The organism is Guptibacillus hwajinpoensis, assembly GCF_005144865.1.
GTDB classification, from domain to species: Bacteria; Bacillota; Bacilli; order Bacillales; family Guptibacillaceae; genus Guptibacillus; species Guptibacillus hwajinpoensis_A.
Genome location: NZ_SWFM01000004.1, coordinates 1 through 16,840, shown reverse-complemented (window position 1 = coordinate 16,840; position 16,840 = coordinate 1). Strand labels below are relative to the sequence as shown.

Below are 16,840 nucleotides of genomic sequence, written 5' to 3'. Positions count from 1 at the left end.
CATGATGATTGGGGTAGAGGATCTTTCTTTTCATGTTGAAAAGAAGGGGGAAGGTGAAACGATTCTTCTCCTCCATGGTTTTACAGGATCAAGTTCGAATTGGGCTGGGTTTATTGATAAATGGTCTTCGTCATTTCAAGTAATTGCAGTAGATCTCATTGGACATGGAAAGAGTAGTAAGCCAGATGACTCCTCTTTCTACACGATGGAGACAATGAGCCGCTATTTAAAGGTTCTACTCGATCATTTAAACGTTGATAAAATCCATTTACTTGGTTATTCAATGGGAGGAAGGATTGCACTAGCGTTTGCAATTCAATATCCTTCCATGATTAAATCACTCATTCTTGAAAGTAGTTCTCCTGGTCTTCTCACTCTAGAAGAAAGGGGTGAGAGGGTAAGAAAAGATCATGCACTTGCAAATCGTATTAAAGAAAGAGGCATATCAGAATTTGTTCAGTTCTGGGAAACAATCCCACTGTTTGCTGCTCAGAAGAATTTACCTGAGTCCGTTCAGATTGAGATTAGAGAACAGCGATTACAAAATTCGGAAATCGGACTTGCAAATAGCTTGATTGGAATGGGGACAGGTGCACAACCTCCCTATTGGGATGAATTGGAACATCTAGAATTTCCTGTGCTCCTTATGACAGGTGAACTAGATCAAAAGTTTGTTTCAATTGCGAAACGAATGAAAAAATCCCTGCCTCAAGCGGATTTTGTGCAAATTAACAACATAGGACATACAATTCATGTAGAAGAACCGCAAATCTTTGATAAAATGGTAGTAGCTTTTCTTAAAAAGCATGCAGATTCATTTCTGTAAATTTTGTTACATATGGAAGGAGTATTTAATATGATTCAATGGAAGACAGAACGCGAATTTGAAGATATCCTTTACGAAACGTATGATGGGATCGCTAAGATTACCATTAACCGTCCAGAGGTACGCAATGCATTTCGCCCGAAAACGGTTAATGAACTCATTACTGCTTTTGCTTTTGCAAGAGACGATTCAAATATCGGAGTAATTGTTCTTGCAGGTGCAGGAGACAAAGCCTTTTGTTCAGGTGGCGACCAGAGTGTTCGTGGCCACGGCGGTTATGTTGGCGATGACGAAATTCCTCGTTTGAACGTACTTGACCTTCAGCGTTTGATTCGTGTTATCCCTAAGCCAGTTGTTGCGATGGTCTCTGGTTATGCAATTGGTGGAGGACATGTTCTGCATGTTGTATGTGACTTAACGATTGCAGCTGATAACGCGATTTTTGGTCAAACAGGACCAAAAGTAGGTAGCTTTGACGCAGGATATGGTGCAGGATACCTTGCACGTATTGTTGGTCATAAAAAAGCTAGAGAAATCTGGTACCTATGCCGTCAGTACAATGCACAAGAAGCGCTTGATATGGGGCTTGTTAATACAGTTGTTCCACTTGAACAGCTTGAAGCTGAAACGGTTCAGTGGGCACAAGAAATGCTTGAAAAGTCACCAACAGCACTTCGTTTCCTTAAAGCATCACTTAACGCAGATACAGATGGTCTTGCTGGTTTGCAACAAATGGGGGGAGACGCTACGCTTCTTTATTACACAACTGAGGAAGCGAAAGAAGGGCGCGATTCGTTTAAAGAAAAGCGTAAGCCTGACTTTAAACAGTTCCCTCGTTTTCCTTAAATCGATCGTATATGAACAGCTTGATGGAACCCCATCAAGCTGTTTTTTCAAATAAAGAAAGGATGTATAAGATGGAAACGATGCCAAATTGGTTACATAAGCGAGCGCAAATGACTCCTGAGAGAGTGGCCATCATAGAGAATGGTACACAGGTGACATATAAAGAATTACAAAAGAAGTCTGTAGAAGTCGCTAATGGTTTAAGAGCAGAAGGAATCGATAAGGGGCAGCATATAGGTTTTTTCATGCAGAATAGCCTAGAAGCAGCTGTTTGTTTACATGCCCTCATGTACATCGGAGCTGTTATTGTTCCATTGAATCATCGCTTAACAGCTGCTGAACTCTCGTTTCAACTAGACGATGCAGAGTTAACGTATGTGATTGCTGATGATGAACTTGTAGGTAAAACAACTGATGCACTTAATGATTCAAATGTATCGTTACTTGTCTATCAACAAGTAAAACCAGGTAGTCAGGATTTAAGTAAGCTTGAAGTAACGATTGAGCTCGATCAACTGCATACGATTATGTACACGTCAGGAACAACAGGCAAACCAAAAGGGGTTATGCTAACTTACGGAAACCACTGGTGGAGCGCTATCAGCTCAAGCTTGAATCTTGGACATGATGTTCATGATCGCTGGCTATGCGCTGTTCCAATGTTTCATATGAGTGGCCTATCTATTCTATTGCGAAGTGTGATTTATGGCATTACGATGATAATCAAGCCCCGCTTCGAGCCGCATGTCGTTAATCAATCGATTCAACAAGAAGGAGTAACCATTGTATCGGTAGTAAGCGCTATGCTAAGTAGAATGCTTGATGACCTGGGAGGGGCAAGCTACCCGTCTACCTTAAGATGTGTTCTTCTTGGAGGAGGACCTGCCCCATACCCCCTTCTCACAACCTGTGAGAGGAAAGGGATTCCGGTTTTTCAGACGTTTGGCATGACTGAAACAGCTTCACAATTAGTAACGCTCTCGCCAGAATACATGCTTCTTAAGCAAGGTTCTGCTGGTAAAGCACTTTTTCCTTCAGAGGTACTTATAAGTGATAATGATAACGTTCTTTCGCCAGGAGAGCACGGTGAGATACTAGTGAAAGGACCAACTGTCACCAGTGGCTACTGGAAGCGAAATGAAGCAACACATGAGGCTCTTCGAAATGGTTGGCTGCATACAGGTGATATTGGTTACATGGATGAAGATGGATTTCTATTTGTATTAGATCGAAGAAAAGACCTTATTATTTCTGGTGGGGAGAACGTGTACCCTGCGGAAATTGAGTCCGCTCTTCTTGAACACCATGCTGTAAAAGACGCTGGCGTCACAGGGATACAAGATGAGAAATGGGGAGAAGTCCCTGTTGCATTTGTTGTAAAAGATGAATTGGATCTTTCATCTGATGCTTTACTTGCATTTCTCTCTGAACGTCTCGCAAGCTATAAATTGCCTAAATGGATTTCCTTCGTCGATGAGCTTCCTAGAAATGGTGCTAATAAGCTTCAGCGTAATCGATTAAATAACACGAGGGAAACAAACCGATGAAATTACATTCTGTAACACTTCATCATATCAAAATGACCCTTAAAACACCTTTTGGTAATAGTCTTGAAACAGTTAACGACAGAGAGCTTATCATTGTAGAAGTAAGAGATGATGAAGGGCATACAGGATTTGGTGAGGGAGTAGCATTTACATCACCATGGTACACTGAAGAAACGCTGAAAACATCATGGCATATGTTGAAGGATTTTATGATTCCAATACTTAAAGGACAAGTTCTATCACATCCTTCCGATGTTGAATGCCTGCTTAAAGGAATTCGACGTAATCCCATGGCGAAGTATGCAATTGAAGGTGCAATTTGGGATCTATATGCAAAAAGAGAAGGAATTAGTCTTGCAGAAGCGTTAGGAGGTACTGCTAGAAGAATCAAAGCCGGTGTTGCTGTTGGAGCAGCTGAACCTGAAACGATGTTAAATGAAATAAGTAAAAGAATTGAAGAGGGATATGAGCGAATTAAAGTGAAGATTAAACCCTCACAGGATCTGTCTCTCATTAAAGCCATACGAGAAACCCATCCTTCAATTGACTTAATGGCAGACGCGAATTCAGCTTATACACTAAATGATATAGAGAAACTGAAAGCACTGGATCAGTATGGCCTGTTAATGATTGAACAGCCACTTGCAGCAGATGATATTGTGGATCATGCCATTCTACAAAAAGAACTTGCAACACCCGTTTGTCTTGACGAAAGTATTGCATCATATGATGACGCGAGAAGGGCTCTGGATCTTAACAGTTGCAGAGTCATTAATATTAAACCAGGTCGAGTTGGTGGATTGAGCGTGAGTAAAAAGATTCACGATTTATGTGCCGCCCGATCCATACCTGTATGGTGTGGTGGCATGCTGGAATCTGGAATCGGACGTGCTCACAATATAGCGCTATCTAGTTTACCTAATTTCACAATTCCAGGTGATGTTTCGGCTTCTTCTCGATATTGGGAGCGGGATATTATAGTACCTGAAGTGACAGTAGAGAACGGGTCTATTGCTATGCCAGATGGTTACGGAATAGGATTCGAATTAAATAGGGAAGAGCTTGAGCGGGTGACCTTAACAAAAGAAACGTTATGAACCGGTGAATACATTACCATTGAAGAAGGCAGAACCATTTTAGGTTCTGCCTTTTTTTATGCTTCTGAATTTTTTACTAGGCGTGCGTCAAAAATAAAGGGTCCAAATGGGATTACTGACGAGATGACAGCAAGTGTTGCTTTTAAGAAGGACCATCTCTTTACGATCGTCACATAGAGAATCACAGCAAGATATAGAACGAATAATCCTCCATGAAGCGCTCCTACAATTGATACAGCCATTGGCATACCCATGAAGTATTTAAGTGGCATTGCTATTCCAAGCAATAGTAGAAAGGAAATTCCCTCGGCATAGCCAATACCTCGAAATAGTTTTAATGGTTGTTTAAACAAACGTATTCACTCCTTTATCAACAACTGTTGTGATGGTTTTCACAATGACAGATACAAGCAATATACAACTAGTATATCAGCACGCCTGTTACGATAGAAGGAGGAGATTTATCGATTTATTGACAGTTATTTAGTAGAATTAATAATTTACACTGCTCACATTCACAGAACATTTAGTACTAATGCATTGTTTTCAAAAGATTATTGATTGATATTTGATTATACGAGGTGTAATCAAGTAGAATGAATGTGGATGATAAACTAAACTTTGAAGGAGATTTGTATGAACAGTAAAAAAAAGGCAATATTTATATACATTCCTAAGTCCAAAGTTGATGAAGCCAAAAATAACATGAAGAAAAATGATTAATAGATGATAAAAATCCGTCAAGCTGCAGAAGCTTGACGGATTTTTGCATAGAAAATAAGTAAGATTTCAATTTCAAAGTAAAAGATTATATTTTAGCAATTAAATAAATGAAAGGATTGCAGCAATTACGGCAATTGCACCGATAATCATTAGGATCGTACGTACCATGACATTTCCTCCTTGAATAAGTCATTTTATTAATTCATGCATACCATTATATTTGCTGTCTTCTAGAATAACGCGTTAACAACAAATGCAACTACAACTACGATACCAACAATAACTAGAACTTGTTTTAGCATAATGACTTCCTCCTTCAATATAGCAATGCTTATTGCTACTACTGATATACCCTAAACAATTTTTGTATCAAACCTATTTTTAAAATAATAGTTAATAAATCCTACTTATTTCTTATGAATTGTTATTAGCGTTTCATAAAAATGAAATATTATACAAAAAAGAACAGAAGGCACTGTTGCTATAAAGCGATTGATTTCCGCTACAGTACGCTCGACGGGACGCTTGATCCTCCTCGGTGGAGCGGCACTCCACCCTGAGTGTGAATCTTTTTATATAAGACCTCTTTCAAAACAACAATACTTAAGTAAAAAGCCTTTCATAAAGAAGCATATAATAAAAAGGAGCCACTCAAATTGGAGAGGCTCCTTTGTTTATTTGCTATTGTTTGGGGTTAACTTTCATGCGTTCTTGCTGAAAGAATTCTTTTAATTCAGGGTTCAGATATTCTGGCTCCTTGTCATTCAAGTTCAGTTTAATCAGCTTGCCTTCAAGGTAATCCATGATGCCAATTTCCGTGCCATTGCCAAGCTGTTTCTGAAAAATGGTTTCATAACGTATGCTGCTCATAGGAGCCCTCCTGTTGCGCGTTTTTTTCTACTATAGCACGTTTGATAAGTAAAAAAACTAAGTTAAACTTCTCTTAAATGTTTTGTAATCAAAGCGCAACAATGCTTAACAGGATGACATAGTTTATTTTTCGTGAAACATGATTTCAGGCTTTTGATACAGCCTTTTGTGAAATAATCATCGGCTTACTACAGAGTGGACATTGTTTTTCGTTTGGATGTCCATCCTCGTCTATTTTCATCCACCCTTTGCAGAATTCGCTCGTACAGATCCAGGCCTTCACTGTTTTACCTTGTGGCTTCGCTATTTTTTTGAAGGCATCTGTTAAAAATCGTGAGACAGGTGTTTGTTTACCAAGGTGCTTTTCTGGTGAACTGATATACAGTTCTTCTTTAGCTCTTGTAATAGCTACATAACAAAGTCTACGTTCTTCTTCAAGATCAGCTGTCGGATTCTTCATATAAAGTTGTTTATGAGAGGTTTCTTTATCCTTCATCGCATTTAATGCAGAAACGTGAGGAAGAATTGTTTCTGAAGCTCCGATAACATAAACAATAGGAAACTCAAGACCTTTCGCTTGATGAATTGATAGAAGTGATAGTGCGTTAGAAGAACGATCATTTTGCTTGTGTTCATGAAAACGTTGAATAATTCGATCAACATAAGCAAGAAATTCAGGAATCGTTTCAAAACGAGAGCTTGAGAATTCAAGTTCGTCCATCATTTCTTTAAGTGTTGTCTTGTGAACAGTTAATGCTTCATCGTTGGCACTGTCTAAATGCTTCATGTAATCATCCCGAAGCACTTGAATCGCTCTCTCTGGACGGTGCCGCTTCGCTTCCTCAATTAAACGGATGCGTCGGTCAATTGATTTCTTTTGAAAATCACGAAGCGTTTTCCACGATTTTAAATGAGCGAGAGGGAAATCGGCCGGCTCTACAAAATTCTCCATCTCAATGTGTCTCATTCCTGCCTCTTGATTAATAAATAAGGAAGGTAGAATGGCAGCGGTGGCGTCTAGATTGTGGTGCTCATAAGCAAGTCTCAGGTGGTCCATCATTCCCTTAATAATAGATTGTTCATAGAAAACTTGCTTCATTCCTTGAGCATTAAAAGGGATATCCTGTTCAATCAACTGCTCAAAGATGGCTCGTGCATTGGTATAGGTTCTTGTTAGTATGGCGATATCTTTCCAATCACGCTGCTGCTCACGCATATGAGTGAGAACATGACTTGCTTCTTCTTCTGTTGTAGCAGGGCGTAAATAAAAAGGTTGCTTCCCATCTTTATCTGTAGCATTCATCGTTTTTATTCTTCGGTAAGTATTATGCTTGATGACATGATTTCCAAGCCCGACGATTGGTGGAGCAGATCGATAATTGGTATTAAGTGTTACCACCGATGCTTCTGGATACTCCTTATCAAACTCAAGGATTATGGAGCTGTTCGCTCCGTTAAAAGAATATATGACTTGGTCATCGTCACCAACTACAAAGAGATTGTTTTGTGGTGCGGCAATCTGTTTAATGAGTTCGTATTGAATTGGATTCGTATCTTGAAACTCATCAACAAGGACGTATTGAAAACGAGTTTGCATTTTGGTTAGAAGGTCTGGATTATGGATAAATTCACGATGAGTGAACACAAGGATATCGTCAAAATCCATGTATCCATTGCTTGTTTTCCATTCTTCATATGCAGTGAAAGCTTCTTTTAGTTCTTTTGTTTCCTTGCTGTCTGGCACATCTCCTGGTTCCATCATTTTCACTTTGCACGAAGAAATAGAGGACAACATAATTTCAGGTAGTGATGCTTCAGGACTTTTCATCTTTTTAAGGATGTTTTTCATGATGATTTGCTTATGACGTTCGCTATTAAGTATTTTTTGGTTATATCCAAGGCTTCTCAACAGTTTTAAGAAGATTGAGTGAAATGTACCAGCTGTTAATCTTCTTGCATCGTGAGCATGTACGCCTGGTAATCTACTAATTCGCTCACGCATTTCTTCAGAAGCTTTTCTAGTAAATGTAATGAGTAAGATGCTACTCGGATCTTTTTCTTTTACTGTCATTAAAAAAGCGGTACGTGCTGTAAGAACAGACGTTTTGCCGCTTCCTGCTCCAGCTATTGTGAGCAGTGGACCTTCCGTATGCTGTACGGCTTCCGTTTGTCGTCGATTTAAACGGATTCCTCTCTCCTCCAGTGATTCAAAAAAAGCTTGCTCTTTTTCATCTTGAAATGGTTGCGTCGCCTTAGGAGGTGTTAAGGGTGCTGAAAGGTCTAATTCAGTTACTGCACGATGTGGCGTTGTTGTAAAATTCATGATCATCACCTGAACTATCTTTATAGATTCATCCGTTCATTTTATCATAAATTGACGTATGTTCGTTTCATAGAAAAAGATTAATATTGAATTGATTCGGGTAAATAGACTAGCAGGATAGGAAAATGAGGAGGTACAGACAATGGAGAAATTTATTCAAGTCGTCGTCGATCATGATGAAAAGCAATTTCACGTGGAGTCAGAAGCAACAAATGAGACAAATTATGATGACCGCGTAGAGGAAGCAAAAAATAATGGTCGTGATGTAGGGGCGTTTCGTTCCCGTTTAGACACAGTAGAAAAAACGATTGATGCAGCACAACACGAATACAAAGGATATAGCCATACTGAAGAAAGTCCAGTCTAAATTTTCTTGGAGGTGAAAGATAATGGTACGCGAAACCTATTATGTAACACCTAAAGGTGAGCTTCATGAAACGAAGATCGACAATCAATTAAATTCATTTGAAATCCGAGCAAGTCAAGAGGAACGAATGGAAATTGAGAGGGTTATTGAGAAGCTTAGATCCCAGAAATATGTACAGCAGAATGACTTCTTTTCTACAAATCACTTTAATGAAAAAGAAGTGGACAGCCATCGTAATTGGACTGACGAAGCCATTTATGATCTTTACCGTCTCATGCATCAATTAGGTACTCCTGAGACAAAGCGACAAATTGAAGAAATGGGCGTTTTATCCGCTCTCAATCATAATACTAGGAGATAGGGGCTGTAGGCCTCTATTTTTTTTGGTGAAATGGTGCGAATTCACCTTCAATACAAGTCATTGGACCATTAATTATTTTAAGAACTCCGCTCCTGCCCTTCCTAAACTAAACGACTAACATAATCTAATAATGTAGTTAAACAAACATATTGAGGGGGATAAAGATGAGCGGAGGATACGGAAAAGGTTTTGCTTTGATTGTTGTATTGTTCATTCTTTTAATTATTGTAGGTGCTGGCGCAATGGGTGGATACGGTGGACCTGGTAACGTTGGCGGAGCTAACTACAATCCTTATTGCTAAGTAACAGGAAGATGAACCGGAATACCGGTTCATCTTTTGTATGTTAAGAGCGTTTTTCGCTAGTAGTAAAAAAGGCTTAATCTATCCCTGGTTAGTTTGACACCTCACGCCTTGAGGAATGTTGATAGTAGAGCAAAATTATTTACTATTTAAAAGGATGGGTAACGTGAAACAATACATAAGTTTTATACTGATTGCAGGTATGTTGAGTATTACATCAGGGTGTGGCTCGGACGTAACCAAACTAGCAGAAAATCATTCTGAAATGATGCTATCTTCTATAGAAAACAAAGCAGAAGCAAAAACAATTGCAGTAGCAAAGCCAGATGTAGAGATGCTTTCAAATGAGCTAATTAATCGCATCATGCAAGATTCAGACGAAAACTTTCAAGTGGAAAATTTCAATACAAAAGAAGAAATAAATGAACATTTACAAGAAGTTGCTTCTGAAGATCTCGCAACAAACATAGCAGATACTTACTATGAAGAACGAGAAGGTTCACTCTATCTTATCCCAACAGAGCTATTTCCATGGATGGACAACGAAGAACCCTATGAATTGAACCAAGTAAATACATTTGAGTATCAACTAGTTCAAACAAATGAATCAGATCTATATGGCACTTATACAATAGAAATTAATTTTCTTTATGAAGAAAATCACTGGATTATCAAAAATTTCACAATTAAGTAATGCGAACGCACGAGACAAAATGTCCGTGCGTTTTGTTTTTCCATAGGCAGATTGGACAACAACAGACGACTCTTTTACAATAAAGTAAGAAACTAAAAGACGAGGTTATCAAATGAGCGAATTTACGTTTACAGATTATTATCATAATCAAGTCACATTTTCTTTGCAGGATCATCCTTATTCTTCTGCTCCGAAACATGTATGGGTGATTTGCCGTCTAGACGAGAAGTGGTTGTTAACTGAACACTCGAGACGTGGGATTGAATTTCCAGGTGGTAAGGTGGAAGAAGGAGAAACGGCTGAAGACGCAGCTGTTCGTGAAGTATATGAAGAAACGGGCGGCGTTGTGAGTAACCTTCAATATATTGGCCAGTATCGAGTTGAAGGTAAAGGTGGCACTATTATTAAGAATGTGTATTATGCTGATATTGAACACCTTGTCGACAAGGAAGACTATTTGGAAACAAGAGGTCCTGTTTTGTTGAAACATCTGCCGAAGGACCTTCATCTAAATGAACGATTCAGCTTTATGATGAAGGACCAGGTGCTTCCTTATAGTCTTCAACATCTGAATTACTCAAAGTAAAAAGTCCAGTCTCGTCCTGGGCTTTTTTCTATTGGCTTCGTTGACCAGGCTCAATATGAATGTGAGCGGTTCTAATATCGTAGTCCTTCTCGAGTCGCGCCTCAATTTCGTCTGTAATAGAATGTCCTTCCTTGATGTTTAAGTCTGGAGCTACTTCTACTACAGCATCAACAATGACGCTACTACCAGCCATACGTGCTTTAATATCGACCAACGCTTCTACACCATCAATCTCTTTAATCGTTGTTTGAATTTCATTGAGTTTATCCGTATCAAACCCATCCGTTAACATAAGTGAAGATTCTTTAAAGATCCCAAAAGCTGTTTTACATATGATAAGACCGACAACAAAACCTGTGAGTGGGTCGAGCCAGTACATATGAAAACTTGCTCCAATGATACCAATGAAAGCGCCGAGACTGACAAGAGCGTCTGATAAGTTATCTTTCGCTGCGGCCATGAGGCCATGGCTTTTCGTTTTGGCAGCAAGTTTTTTATTATAGAAGTAAACAGACCCCATTACCAAAACGCCAAGCAAGGCTATCCATGCTGAGCTTAGAGGTGGTGAGGATTTTGGACCCTCAATGAGGACGGATGTCGTGTGAAAGAGTACCTGCAATCCAATGGCCATCATGACGAACGAGGCGAAAAGGGAAGAAACTGTTTCAGCTCGCGAATGTCCATAAGGGTGATTGCGATCACGGGGTTTAAGCGAAATTTTCATTCCAATCAATATAGCAACAGAAGCCACAATGTCTGAAGCATTGTTCCATCCATCAGCAAGCAAAGCCTCTGAACCGAAGACATATCCAGCAAAGAGCTTAGTGATTGAAAGAAGCAAATATGCTGTGATGCTAATCCAGACTCCCCGCAGTGCATTCATTTTCTTCACCTGATTTCATATGAATTGTATTCTTCTCCATGCTAGCAGATGGCGATCGGGTGGGTCTAGAGCAATCATTTTGCCATCGGTTAGACGTGTAGGACGATGTCAGATTTGTAAGTTCTAGCTAACTAGTTTGCCCAATCCCAACAAAAAAAGCCTCTCGAATAGAGAAGCTAATTCTTAATTAGTTTACGTTCGATCCATTCTACCCCCATGTACATTAGGGAAGAGAAAACAGCAATCATGACCAGACTTAATAACACAAGTGTGAAGTTAAATACCTGGAAACCATAAATAATCATATATCCTAGTCCTTGTTTTGAAACAAGAAATTCTCCTACAATAACCCCAACCCAAGAAAGGCCAACGTTCACTTTAAGTGTGGAAATAATCGCAGGAAAGGAAGCTGGAAGGATAGCTTCAAGAAATATTTGTTTCTTATTTCCACCAAACGATCGAATCACTTTCACATAGTTCGGCTCAACAGTGTGGAAGGCATGATAGATCACAAGGGTTGTAATGATTATGGAGATAGAGGCACCCATTGTAATTATGGCTAGATAGCCAGGACCTAATGCTACGATGATAATTGGTCCAAGTGCTACTTTGGGCATTGAGTTTAAGACGACAAGGTAAGGATCTGATATTTTTGATGCCTTCCGAGACCACCACAGTGCCGCTGCGAAGAGAGTTCCTAAAACAGTCCCTAGAATAAACCCTGCAATTGTTTCAAGTAGTGTTACACCAGTGTGCAATGCCAATGATCCATCGCTTATTTTGACTACGAAAAGAGAAGCGATTTTGCTAGGATAGCTAAACAATAGTGGATCAATCCAGGTAAGCCGTCCTGCGGTTTCCCAGAGTGTTAGGAAAGCTAGTAGAATGAAAAGTTGCCAACCTGTTATTTCGAACTTCTCTCTTCTAAGCATTTTAAGGTAAGCAGAGTGCTGCTTCTCAAGTTGGAGATTGTTCAAGAGAATCAAGCTCCTTCCAGATAACTTGGAAATGTTCAGCAAATTTTGGATCATTCCGCGCATCAAAAGGGAGTAGCTCACGTAGATGAGCGGGAATGTGGAACGTTCGAGCGATTTTTCCCGGTCTTGGTGACAGAAGAATAACCCGGTCTGACATTGCTATGGCTTCTCCAATATCATGAGTGACAAGGAGAGCTGATTTATTGTGTTCTTTTAAAGTGGAAAAAACGAGATCTTCTAGTTTTAATTTTGTCTGGTAATCTAGTGCTGAGAAAGGTTCATCTAATAAGAGGAGGTCAGGTCCAGTTGCTAATGTTCGAACAAGAGCCACGCGCTGGCGCATACCACCTGATAACTGGTCAGGGTAAGCATGACGAACATCATACAACCCCATTTGATCTAGAAGCTTTAATGTTCTCTCTATCGTGTCTTTGGTTAGTCGATTCGTTAGCTTTAATCCTAGAAGACAATTTTCTTTAATTGTCTTCCAGGGGAATAAATAATCTTGCTGAAGCATATATCCCATTGACTTACCTGGTTGATTACTATTTTTACCCTCTACAATAACCTTTCCTTCGGTAGGTGTTAACAGCCCAGATATAATGGAAAGTAATGTAGATTTACCACATCCACTTGGACCGATAAGGGATACGAATTCACCTTCCTCAATGGAAAATGAAAGGTTAGAAATGGCTTCTTTAGCTTCCGTTTTTGTTAAATAAACGTGGGAAATAGCATTGACTTGAAGGAAAGACATGATTGCATTCCCTCCTATTTTTGCGCATCTTCTGCATAACTGTTATCCACTAGTTTGCTGTGGTCGACACGCTTCGGTAGCTCACCGGATTCGTCCATTATATTTTGAAGGTTATTCCACTCGCCTTCATCAAGGATAGGATTTGTTGCAAAAGAGTGCTGACTTTTGTATCGATCAACTACGGTTGTGATGAGAGCGAGGTCCGTATCAGGAAAAAATGGTTCAATTGACTTTGCGATTTCATCCGCTGAATGAGTATCTACCCATTGCTGAGCTTCATATAGTGCTTTGGTAAATCGTTTGGCTGTGTCAGGATTTTTGTCTAAATAACTTTCTTTGGCCATAAAGACGGTATATGGAATCGTGCCGGATTCTTTACCAAACGACGCTACGATATGACCAACACCCTGTTCTTCGAAAATGCTTGCTGTCGGTTCAAAAAGTTGAACGAAGTCGCCTGTACCTGATGCAAAAGCACTAGAAATGTTTGCGAAATCAATATTTTGAATAAGATCGAGATCTTTTTGTGGATTAATCCCTTTGTTTTTTAAGACAAACTCACCGGCCATTTGGGGCATGCCGCCTTTACGTTGACCGAGGAAGGTACTTCCTTTCAAGTCATCCCATGCAAAATGATCCATCTTTTCTCTTGAAACAAGAAAGGTTCCGTCTGTTTGTGTGAGCTGAGCAAAGTTGATGACAGGATCGTTTGTACCTTGAGCATACACATAAATAGACGTTTCAGATCCGACAAGTGCGACATCTGCGCCGTTTGAAAGAAGCGTCGTCATCGTTTTGTCGCCACCCCAGGTAGTTGTTAATTCTACGTCAATCCCATGCTTTTCGAAGATGCCTTCAGAAATGGCAACATATTGTGGCGCATAGAAAATTGAGCGAGTTACTTCTGCTACTCGAACTTGATCATTTTCACCGCTATTCCCACATGCTGATAGAAAGAGAAGGAAGAGTATACTTGTATAAAGGGTTAACCTATTAAACCAACGTTTTGTCATAATCTAGCCCCCGCTGTCACATGAAATAGGCTCATGTTTTAAGATACTATAGCCTATGTACAGGGGAGAATTGTGTGTTTGCCCTATAATAAATCCTTTTAAGCAACGCGGGCAGTTGACCAGTTCATTCAAAACAAAAAAAAGCACCCGTTAAGGTGCTTTTTCATAAGTTGGTTAAACGTTAGGGCCTGCTTGCTTAATTTCTTCTGAAACATTAGTGAATTTATCGAAGTTCTTAACGAATTGAGTAGCTAGCTCTTTCGCTTTTACGTCATAGCTCTCTTGATTTTCCCATGTTTGTCTTGGTTGTAGAACTTCAGCTGGAACACCAGGACAATGCGATGGAATATGCAAACCGAAAATTGGATCTGTTTCAGTTTCAATGCGGTCAAGCTCACCGTTTAGCGCAGCTTGAATCATCGCTCTAGTGTAAGATAACTTCATACGCTCACCAACACCATAGCCTCCACCAGACCAACCAGTGTTAACAAGAAATACCTGTACATCGTGCTCCATGATTTTCTCACCAAGCATCTCAGCATAGCGATGAGCAGGTAAAGGGAGGAATGGAGCTCCGAAACAAGTAGAGAAGGTTGCTTCAGGTGAGGTTACGCCTCTTTCAGTTCCTGCTAGTTTACTTGTGTAGCCTGAAAGAAAATGGAACATCGCCTGTTCTTTTGTCAGCTTACTGATTGGAGGAAGTACACCAAACGCATCAGCTGTTAAGAAAATGATCGTGTTAGGATGACCAGCAACACTAGGGATCGCGATATTAGGAATTGCATCAATTGGGTAGGCAGCACGCGTGTTTTCAGTTAAACTCGTATTATCATAATCCGGTTCACGTGTCCCATTGTCCATCATCACATTCTCAAGGACGGTACCGAATCGAATTGCATCCCATATTTGTGGTTCTTTTTCTTTTGAAAGGTTAATGCATTTGGCGTAACAACCGCCTTCAATGTTAAATACACCGTTCATTGACCAACCATGTTCATCATCACCAATGAGAGAACGATGGGCATCAGCTGAAAGCGTTGTCTTTCCAGTGCCGGATAAACCAAAGAATAAAGCGACATCGCCCTCTTTGCCAACGTTAGCAGAACAGTGCATAGATAGAATGTTTCGCTCTGGAAGAATATAATTCATGACTGTGAAAATCGATTTCTTAATTTCCCCAGCGTATTCTGTTCCACCGATTAAAACGGTACGCTTCTCAAAAGAGATAATGATAAACGTCTCAGAATTAGTACCATCTACTTCTGGATCCGCTTGGAAGCCAGGCGCTGATATGACAGTGAACTCAGCTTCATGTCCTTTAAGCTCTGTTTCATTAGGACGAATGAACAACTGATGAGCGAACAAATTATGCCATGCATATTCATTGATTACTTGGATAGGAAGTCTCGATGACTGATCAGCTCCAGCGAAGCCTTTAAATACATAAAGGTCTTTTTTCTCACCGAGGTAGTTCAGTACTTTTGTGTAAAGGTTTTCAAAACTTTTCTCAGAAATAGGCTGGTTCGTTTTCCAATTGACTTTTTCTTTAACGGAGTCTTCATTAACTATGAACTTGTCCCCGGGAGAACGTCCAGTATATTTTCCGGTTTCAACACGAAGTGCACCTGTCGAAGACAAAGTTCCTTCGTTTTTAAAAAGAGAATGCTCTGTAAGTTCAGAGACTGATAAATTTACATGTGGATTGTTCTTATTTAAAATCGCATCCAATAACGGTGAGGAGAAGGAAGCTGTTTTCATACGTTAAACCCATCCTTTTTTTAAAGATTTCGTTTGGTCCTTGTTAATCTCAAAAGTAGTATAACACATTTATTTAATTATTCTATACTAATCTACGGATTTTTTGCATAAAAAGAGAAAAAAAGGCGAATAACTATTTAGTTGGGCTCTCCTTTAGCCTATTATTAATAGGAAGAAACTCATATATGCTTAGTGGTGAGAAGAATTAGAGTTTGTGCTGGGGAGTTAACAGTGGTTGGCTTGAGCCTAGCTATTCTGCGATATTGTGGCTGGTTTGAACGTTCGGTTTCGCTTTTTCGTGTCTAGCTGCAGTGGCCAGGTCCTCGAGTCGCTTCACCCTCCAACTCGAACACAAAGACCGTGTTCAAGTTGGAGGGCTCCAGTGCCTGCCGTGTCTAAGCGGCCGCTTCCGCTTTTCGTTAGATCCAGCTGCAGTGGCCAGGGTCTCGATCGCTTCACCTCCCAATTGGAACACAAAGACCGTGTTCCAGTTGGGAGGCTCCAGCGCTTGTCGACCCTAAACGGCCACATCCGCTTTTCGTGTCCAGCTGCAGTGGGCAGACACTCGGTCACTTCACCTTTTAATCCGAACACAAAAAACGTGTTCATATTAAAAGCCTCCAGTGCCTGCCGTGTCTAACCGCCCACTTCCGCTTTTCGTTAGATCCAGCTGCGACTCGCAGAAACTGCGATATTTCACTCTTTCATCGGAACACAAAAAGCGTGTTCCAATTCAAGAGCTCCAATATCTCCGTTTCTGAACGCTCGTCTCCGCTTTTCGTGAGATCCAGCTGCAGTGGCCAGGGTCTCGATCGCTTCACCTCCCAATTGGAACACAAAGACCGTGTTCCAGTTGGGAGGCTCCAGCGCTTGTCGACCCTAAACGGCCACATCCGCTTTTCGTGTCCAG

At 40.2% G+C, this 16,840-nt stretch carries 16 protein-coding genes and 1 pseudogene; 9 read left to right on the top strand and 8 right to left on the bottom strand.

The window, feature by feature from the left end; genetic code table 11:
• The first annotated feature begins 1 nt into the window (after position 1).
• From menH to menC, 4 genes are all read left to right on the top strand, one after another.
• The gene (menH, locus tag FBF83_RS14255) at positions 2-826 is read left to right on the top strand and encodes a 2-succinyl-6-hydroxy-2,4-cyclohexadiene-1-carboxylate synthase (RefSeq protein ID WP_136947837.1); all 825 of its coding nucleotides are present in this window, start codon (positions 2-4) and stop codon (positions 824-826) included.
• 30 nt (positions 827-856) lie between these two features.
• A complete protein-coding gene (gene menB / locus FBF83_RS14250) occupies positions 857-1,672 on the top strand; it encodes a 1,4-dihydroxy-2-naphthoyl-CoA synthase (RefSeq protein ID WP_136947836.1) in 816 nt (271 codons plus the stop codon).
• A 71-nt stretch (positions 1,673-1,743) separates the two neighbouring features.
• Positions 1,744-3,219, top strand: a complete 1,476-nt coding sequence (locus FBF83_RS14245; protein ID WP_136947835.1) for an o-succinylbenzoate--CoA ligase — start codon at positions 1,744-1,746, stop codon at positions 3,217-3,219.
• Positions 3,216-4,316, top strand: a complete 1,101-nt coding sequence (gene menC / locus FBF83_RS14240) for an o-succinylbenzoate synthase (RefSeq protein WP_136947834.1) — start codon at positions 3,216-3,218, stop codon at positions 4,314-4,316. Before FBF83_RS14245 ends, menC begins: the two co-directional genes overlap by 4 nt.
• A gap of 56 nt (positions 4,317-4,372) precedes the next feature.
• Here menC and FBF83_RS14235 read toward each other — a convergent pair whose 3' ends face one another.
• The 3 genes from FBF83_RS14235 to FBF83_RS14225 form a co-directional block, all read right to left on the bottom strand.
• Positions 4,373-4,669, bottom strand: a complete 297-nt coding sequence (locus FBF83_RS14235) for a DUF3817 domain-containing protein (protein ID WP_136947833.1) — start codon at positions 4,667-4,669, stop codon at positions 4,373-4,375.
• Positions 4,670-5,720: 1,051 nt separating this feature from the next.
• The gene (locus tag FBF83_RS14230; RefSeq protein WP_048312197.1) at positions 5,721-5,909 is read right to left on the bottom strand and encodes a hypothetical protein; all 189 of its coding nucleotides are present in this window, start codon (positions 5,907-5,909) and stop codon (positions 5,721-5,723) included.
• A gap of 145 nt (positions 5,910-6,054) precedes the next feature.
• A complete protein-coding gene (locus FBF83_RS14225; RefSeq protein WP_169525487.1) occupies positions 6,055-8,232 on the bottom strand; it encodes a UvrD-helicase domain-containing protein in 2,178 nt (725 codons plus the stop codon).
• A 142-nt stretch (positions 8,233-8,374) separates the two neighbouring features.
• On the opposite strand from FBF83_RS14225, the gene FBF83_RS14220 reads away from it, so the two are divergent.
• The 5 genes and pseudogenes from FBF83_RS14220 (at position 8,375) to ytkD (ending at position 10,542) form a co-directional block, all read left to right on the top strand.
• Positions 8,375-8,599: a hypothetical protein gene (locus FBF83_RS14220; RefSeq protein WP_136947831.1), complete on the top strand. Its 225-nt coding sequence runs from the start codon at positions 8,375-8,377 to the stop codon at positions 8,597-8,599.
• A 22-nt stretch (positions 8,600-8,621) separates the two neighbouring features.
• Positions 8,622-8,960: a hypothetical protein gene (locus FBF83_RS14215; protein WP_136947830.1), complete on the top strand. Its 339-nt coding sequence runs from the start codon at positions 8,622-8,624 to the stop codon at positions 8,958-8,960.
• A 164-nt stretch (positions 8,961-9,124) separates the two neighbouring features.
• A pseudogene (locus FBF83_RS21190) lies at positions 9,125-9,196 on the top strand (YjcZ family sporulation protein); the annotation flags it as partial.
• A 232-nt stretch (positions 9,197-9,428) separates the two neighbouring features.
• Positions 9,429-9,956, top strand: a complete 528-nt coding sequence (locus FBF83_RS14205) for a hypothetical protein (protein WP_136947828.1) — start codon at positions 9,429-9,431, stop codon at positions 9,954-9,956.
• Positions 9,957-10,068: 112 nt separating this feature from the next.
• Complete coding sequence (gene ytkD, locus FBF83_RS14200; protein WP_136947827.1) at positions 10,069-10,542, top strand: RNA deprotection pyrophosphohydrolase; 474 nt, start codon at positions 10,069-10,071, stop codon at positions 10,540-10,542.
• 28 nt (positions 10,543-10,570) lie between these two features.
• Here ytkD and FBF83_RS14195 read toward each other — a convergent pair whose 3' ends face one another.
• The 5 genes from FBF83_RS14195 to pckA all read right to left on the bottom strand — a co-directional run bounded on the left by FBF83_RS14195 (position 10,571) and on the right by pckA (position 15,930).
• Entirely contained in the window at positions 10,571-11,425 is an 855-nt protein-coding gene (locus FBF83_RS14195) for a cation diffusion facilitator family transporter (RefSeq protein WP_136947826.1), read from the bottom strand.
• 176 nt (positions 11,426-11,601) lie between these two features.
• A complete protein-coding gene (locus FBF83_RS14190; RefSeq protein WP_240688121.1) occupies positions 11,602-12,357 on the bottom strand; it encodes an ABC transporter permease in 756 nt (251 codons plus the stop codon).
• A gap of 25 nt (positions 12,358-12,382) precedes the next feature.
• Positions 12,383-13,159 carry an ABC transporter ATP-binding protein gene (locus FBF83_RS14185; RefSeq protein ID WP_136947824.1) on the bottom strand — a complete coding sequence of 259 codons (777 nt, stop codon included), beginning with the start codon at positions 13,157-13,159 and terminating at the stop codon, positions 12,383-12,385.
• 14 nt (positions 13,160-13,173) lie between these two features.
• Entirely contained in the window at positions 13,174-14,172 is a 999-nt protein-coding gene (locus tag FBF83_RS14180; RefSeq protein WP_136947823.1) for an ABC transporter substrate-binding protein, read from the bottom strand.
• Positions 14,173-14,346: 174 nt separating this feature from the next.
• The gene (pckA, locus tag FBF83_RS14175) at positions 14,347-15,930 is read right to left on the bottom strand and encodes a phosphoenolpyruvate carboxykinase (ATP) (protein WP_136947822.1); all 1,584 of its coding nucleotides are present in this window, start codon (positions 15,928-15,930) and stop codon (positions 14,347-14,349) included.
• Between the last annotated feature and the right edge of the window lie 910 nt (positions 15,931-16,840).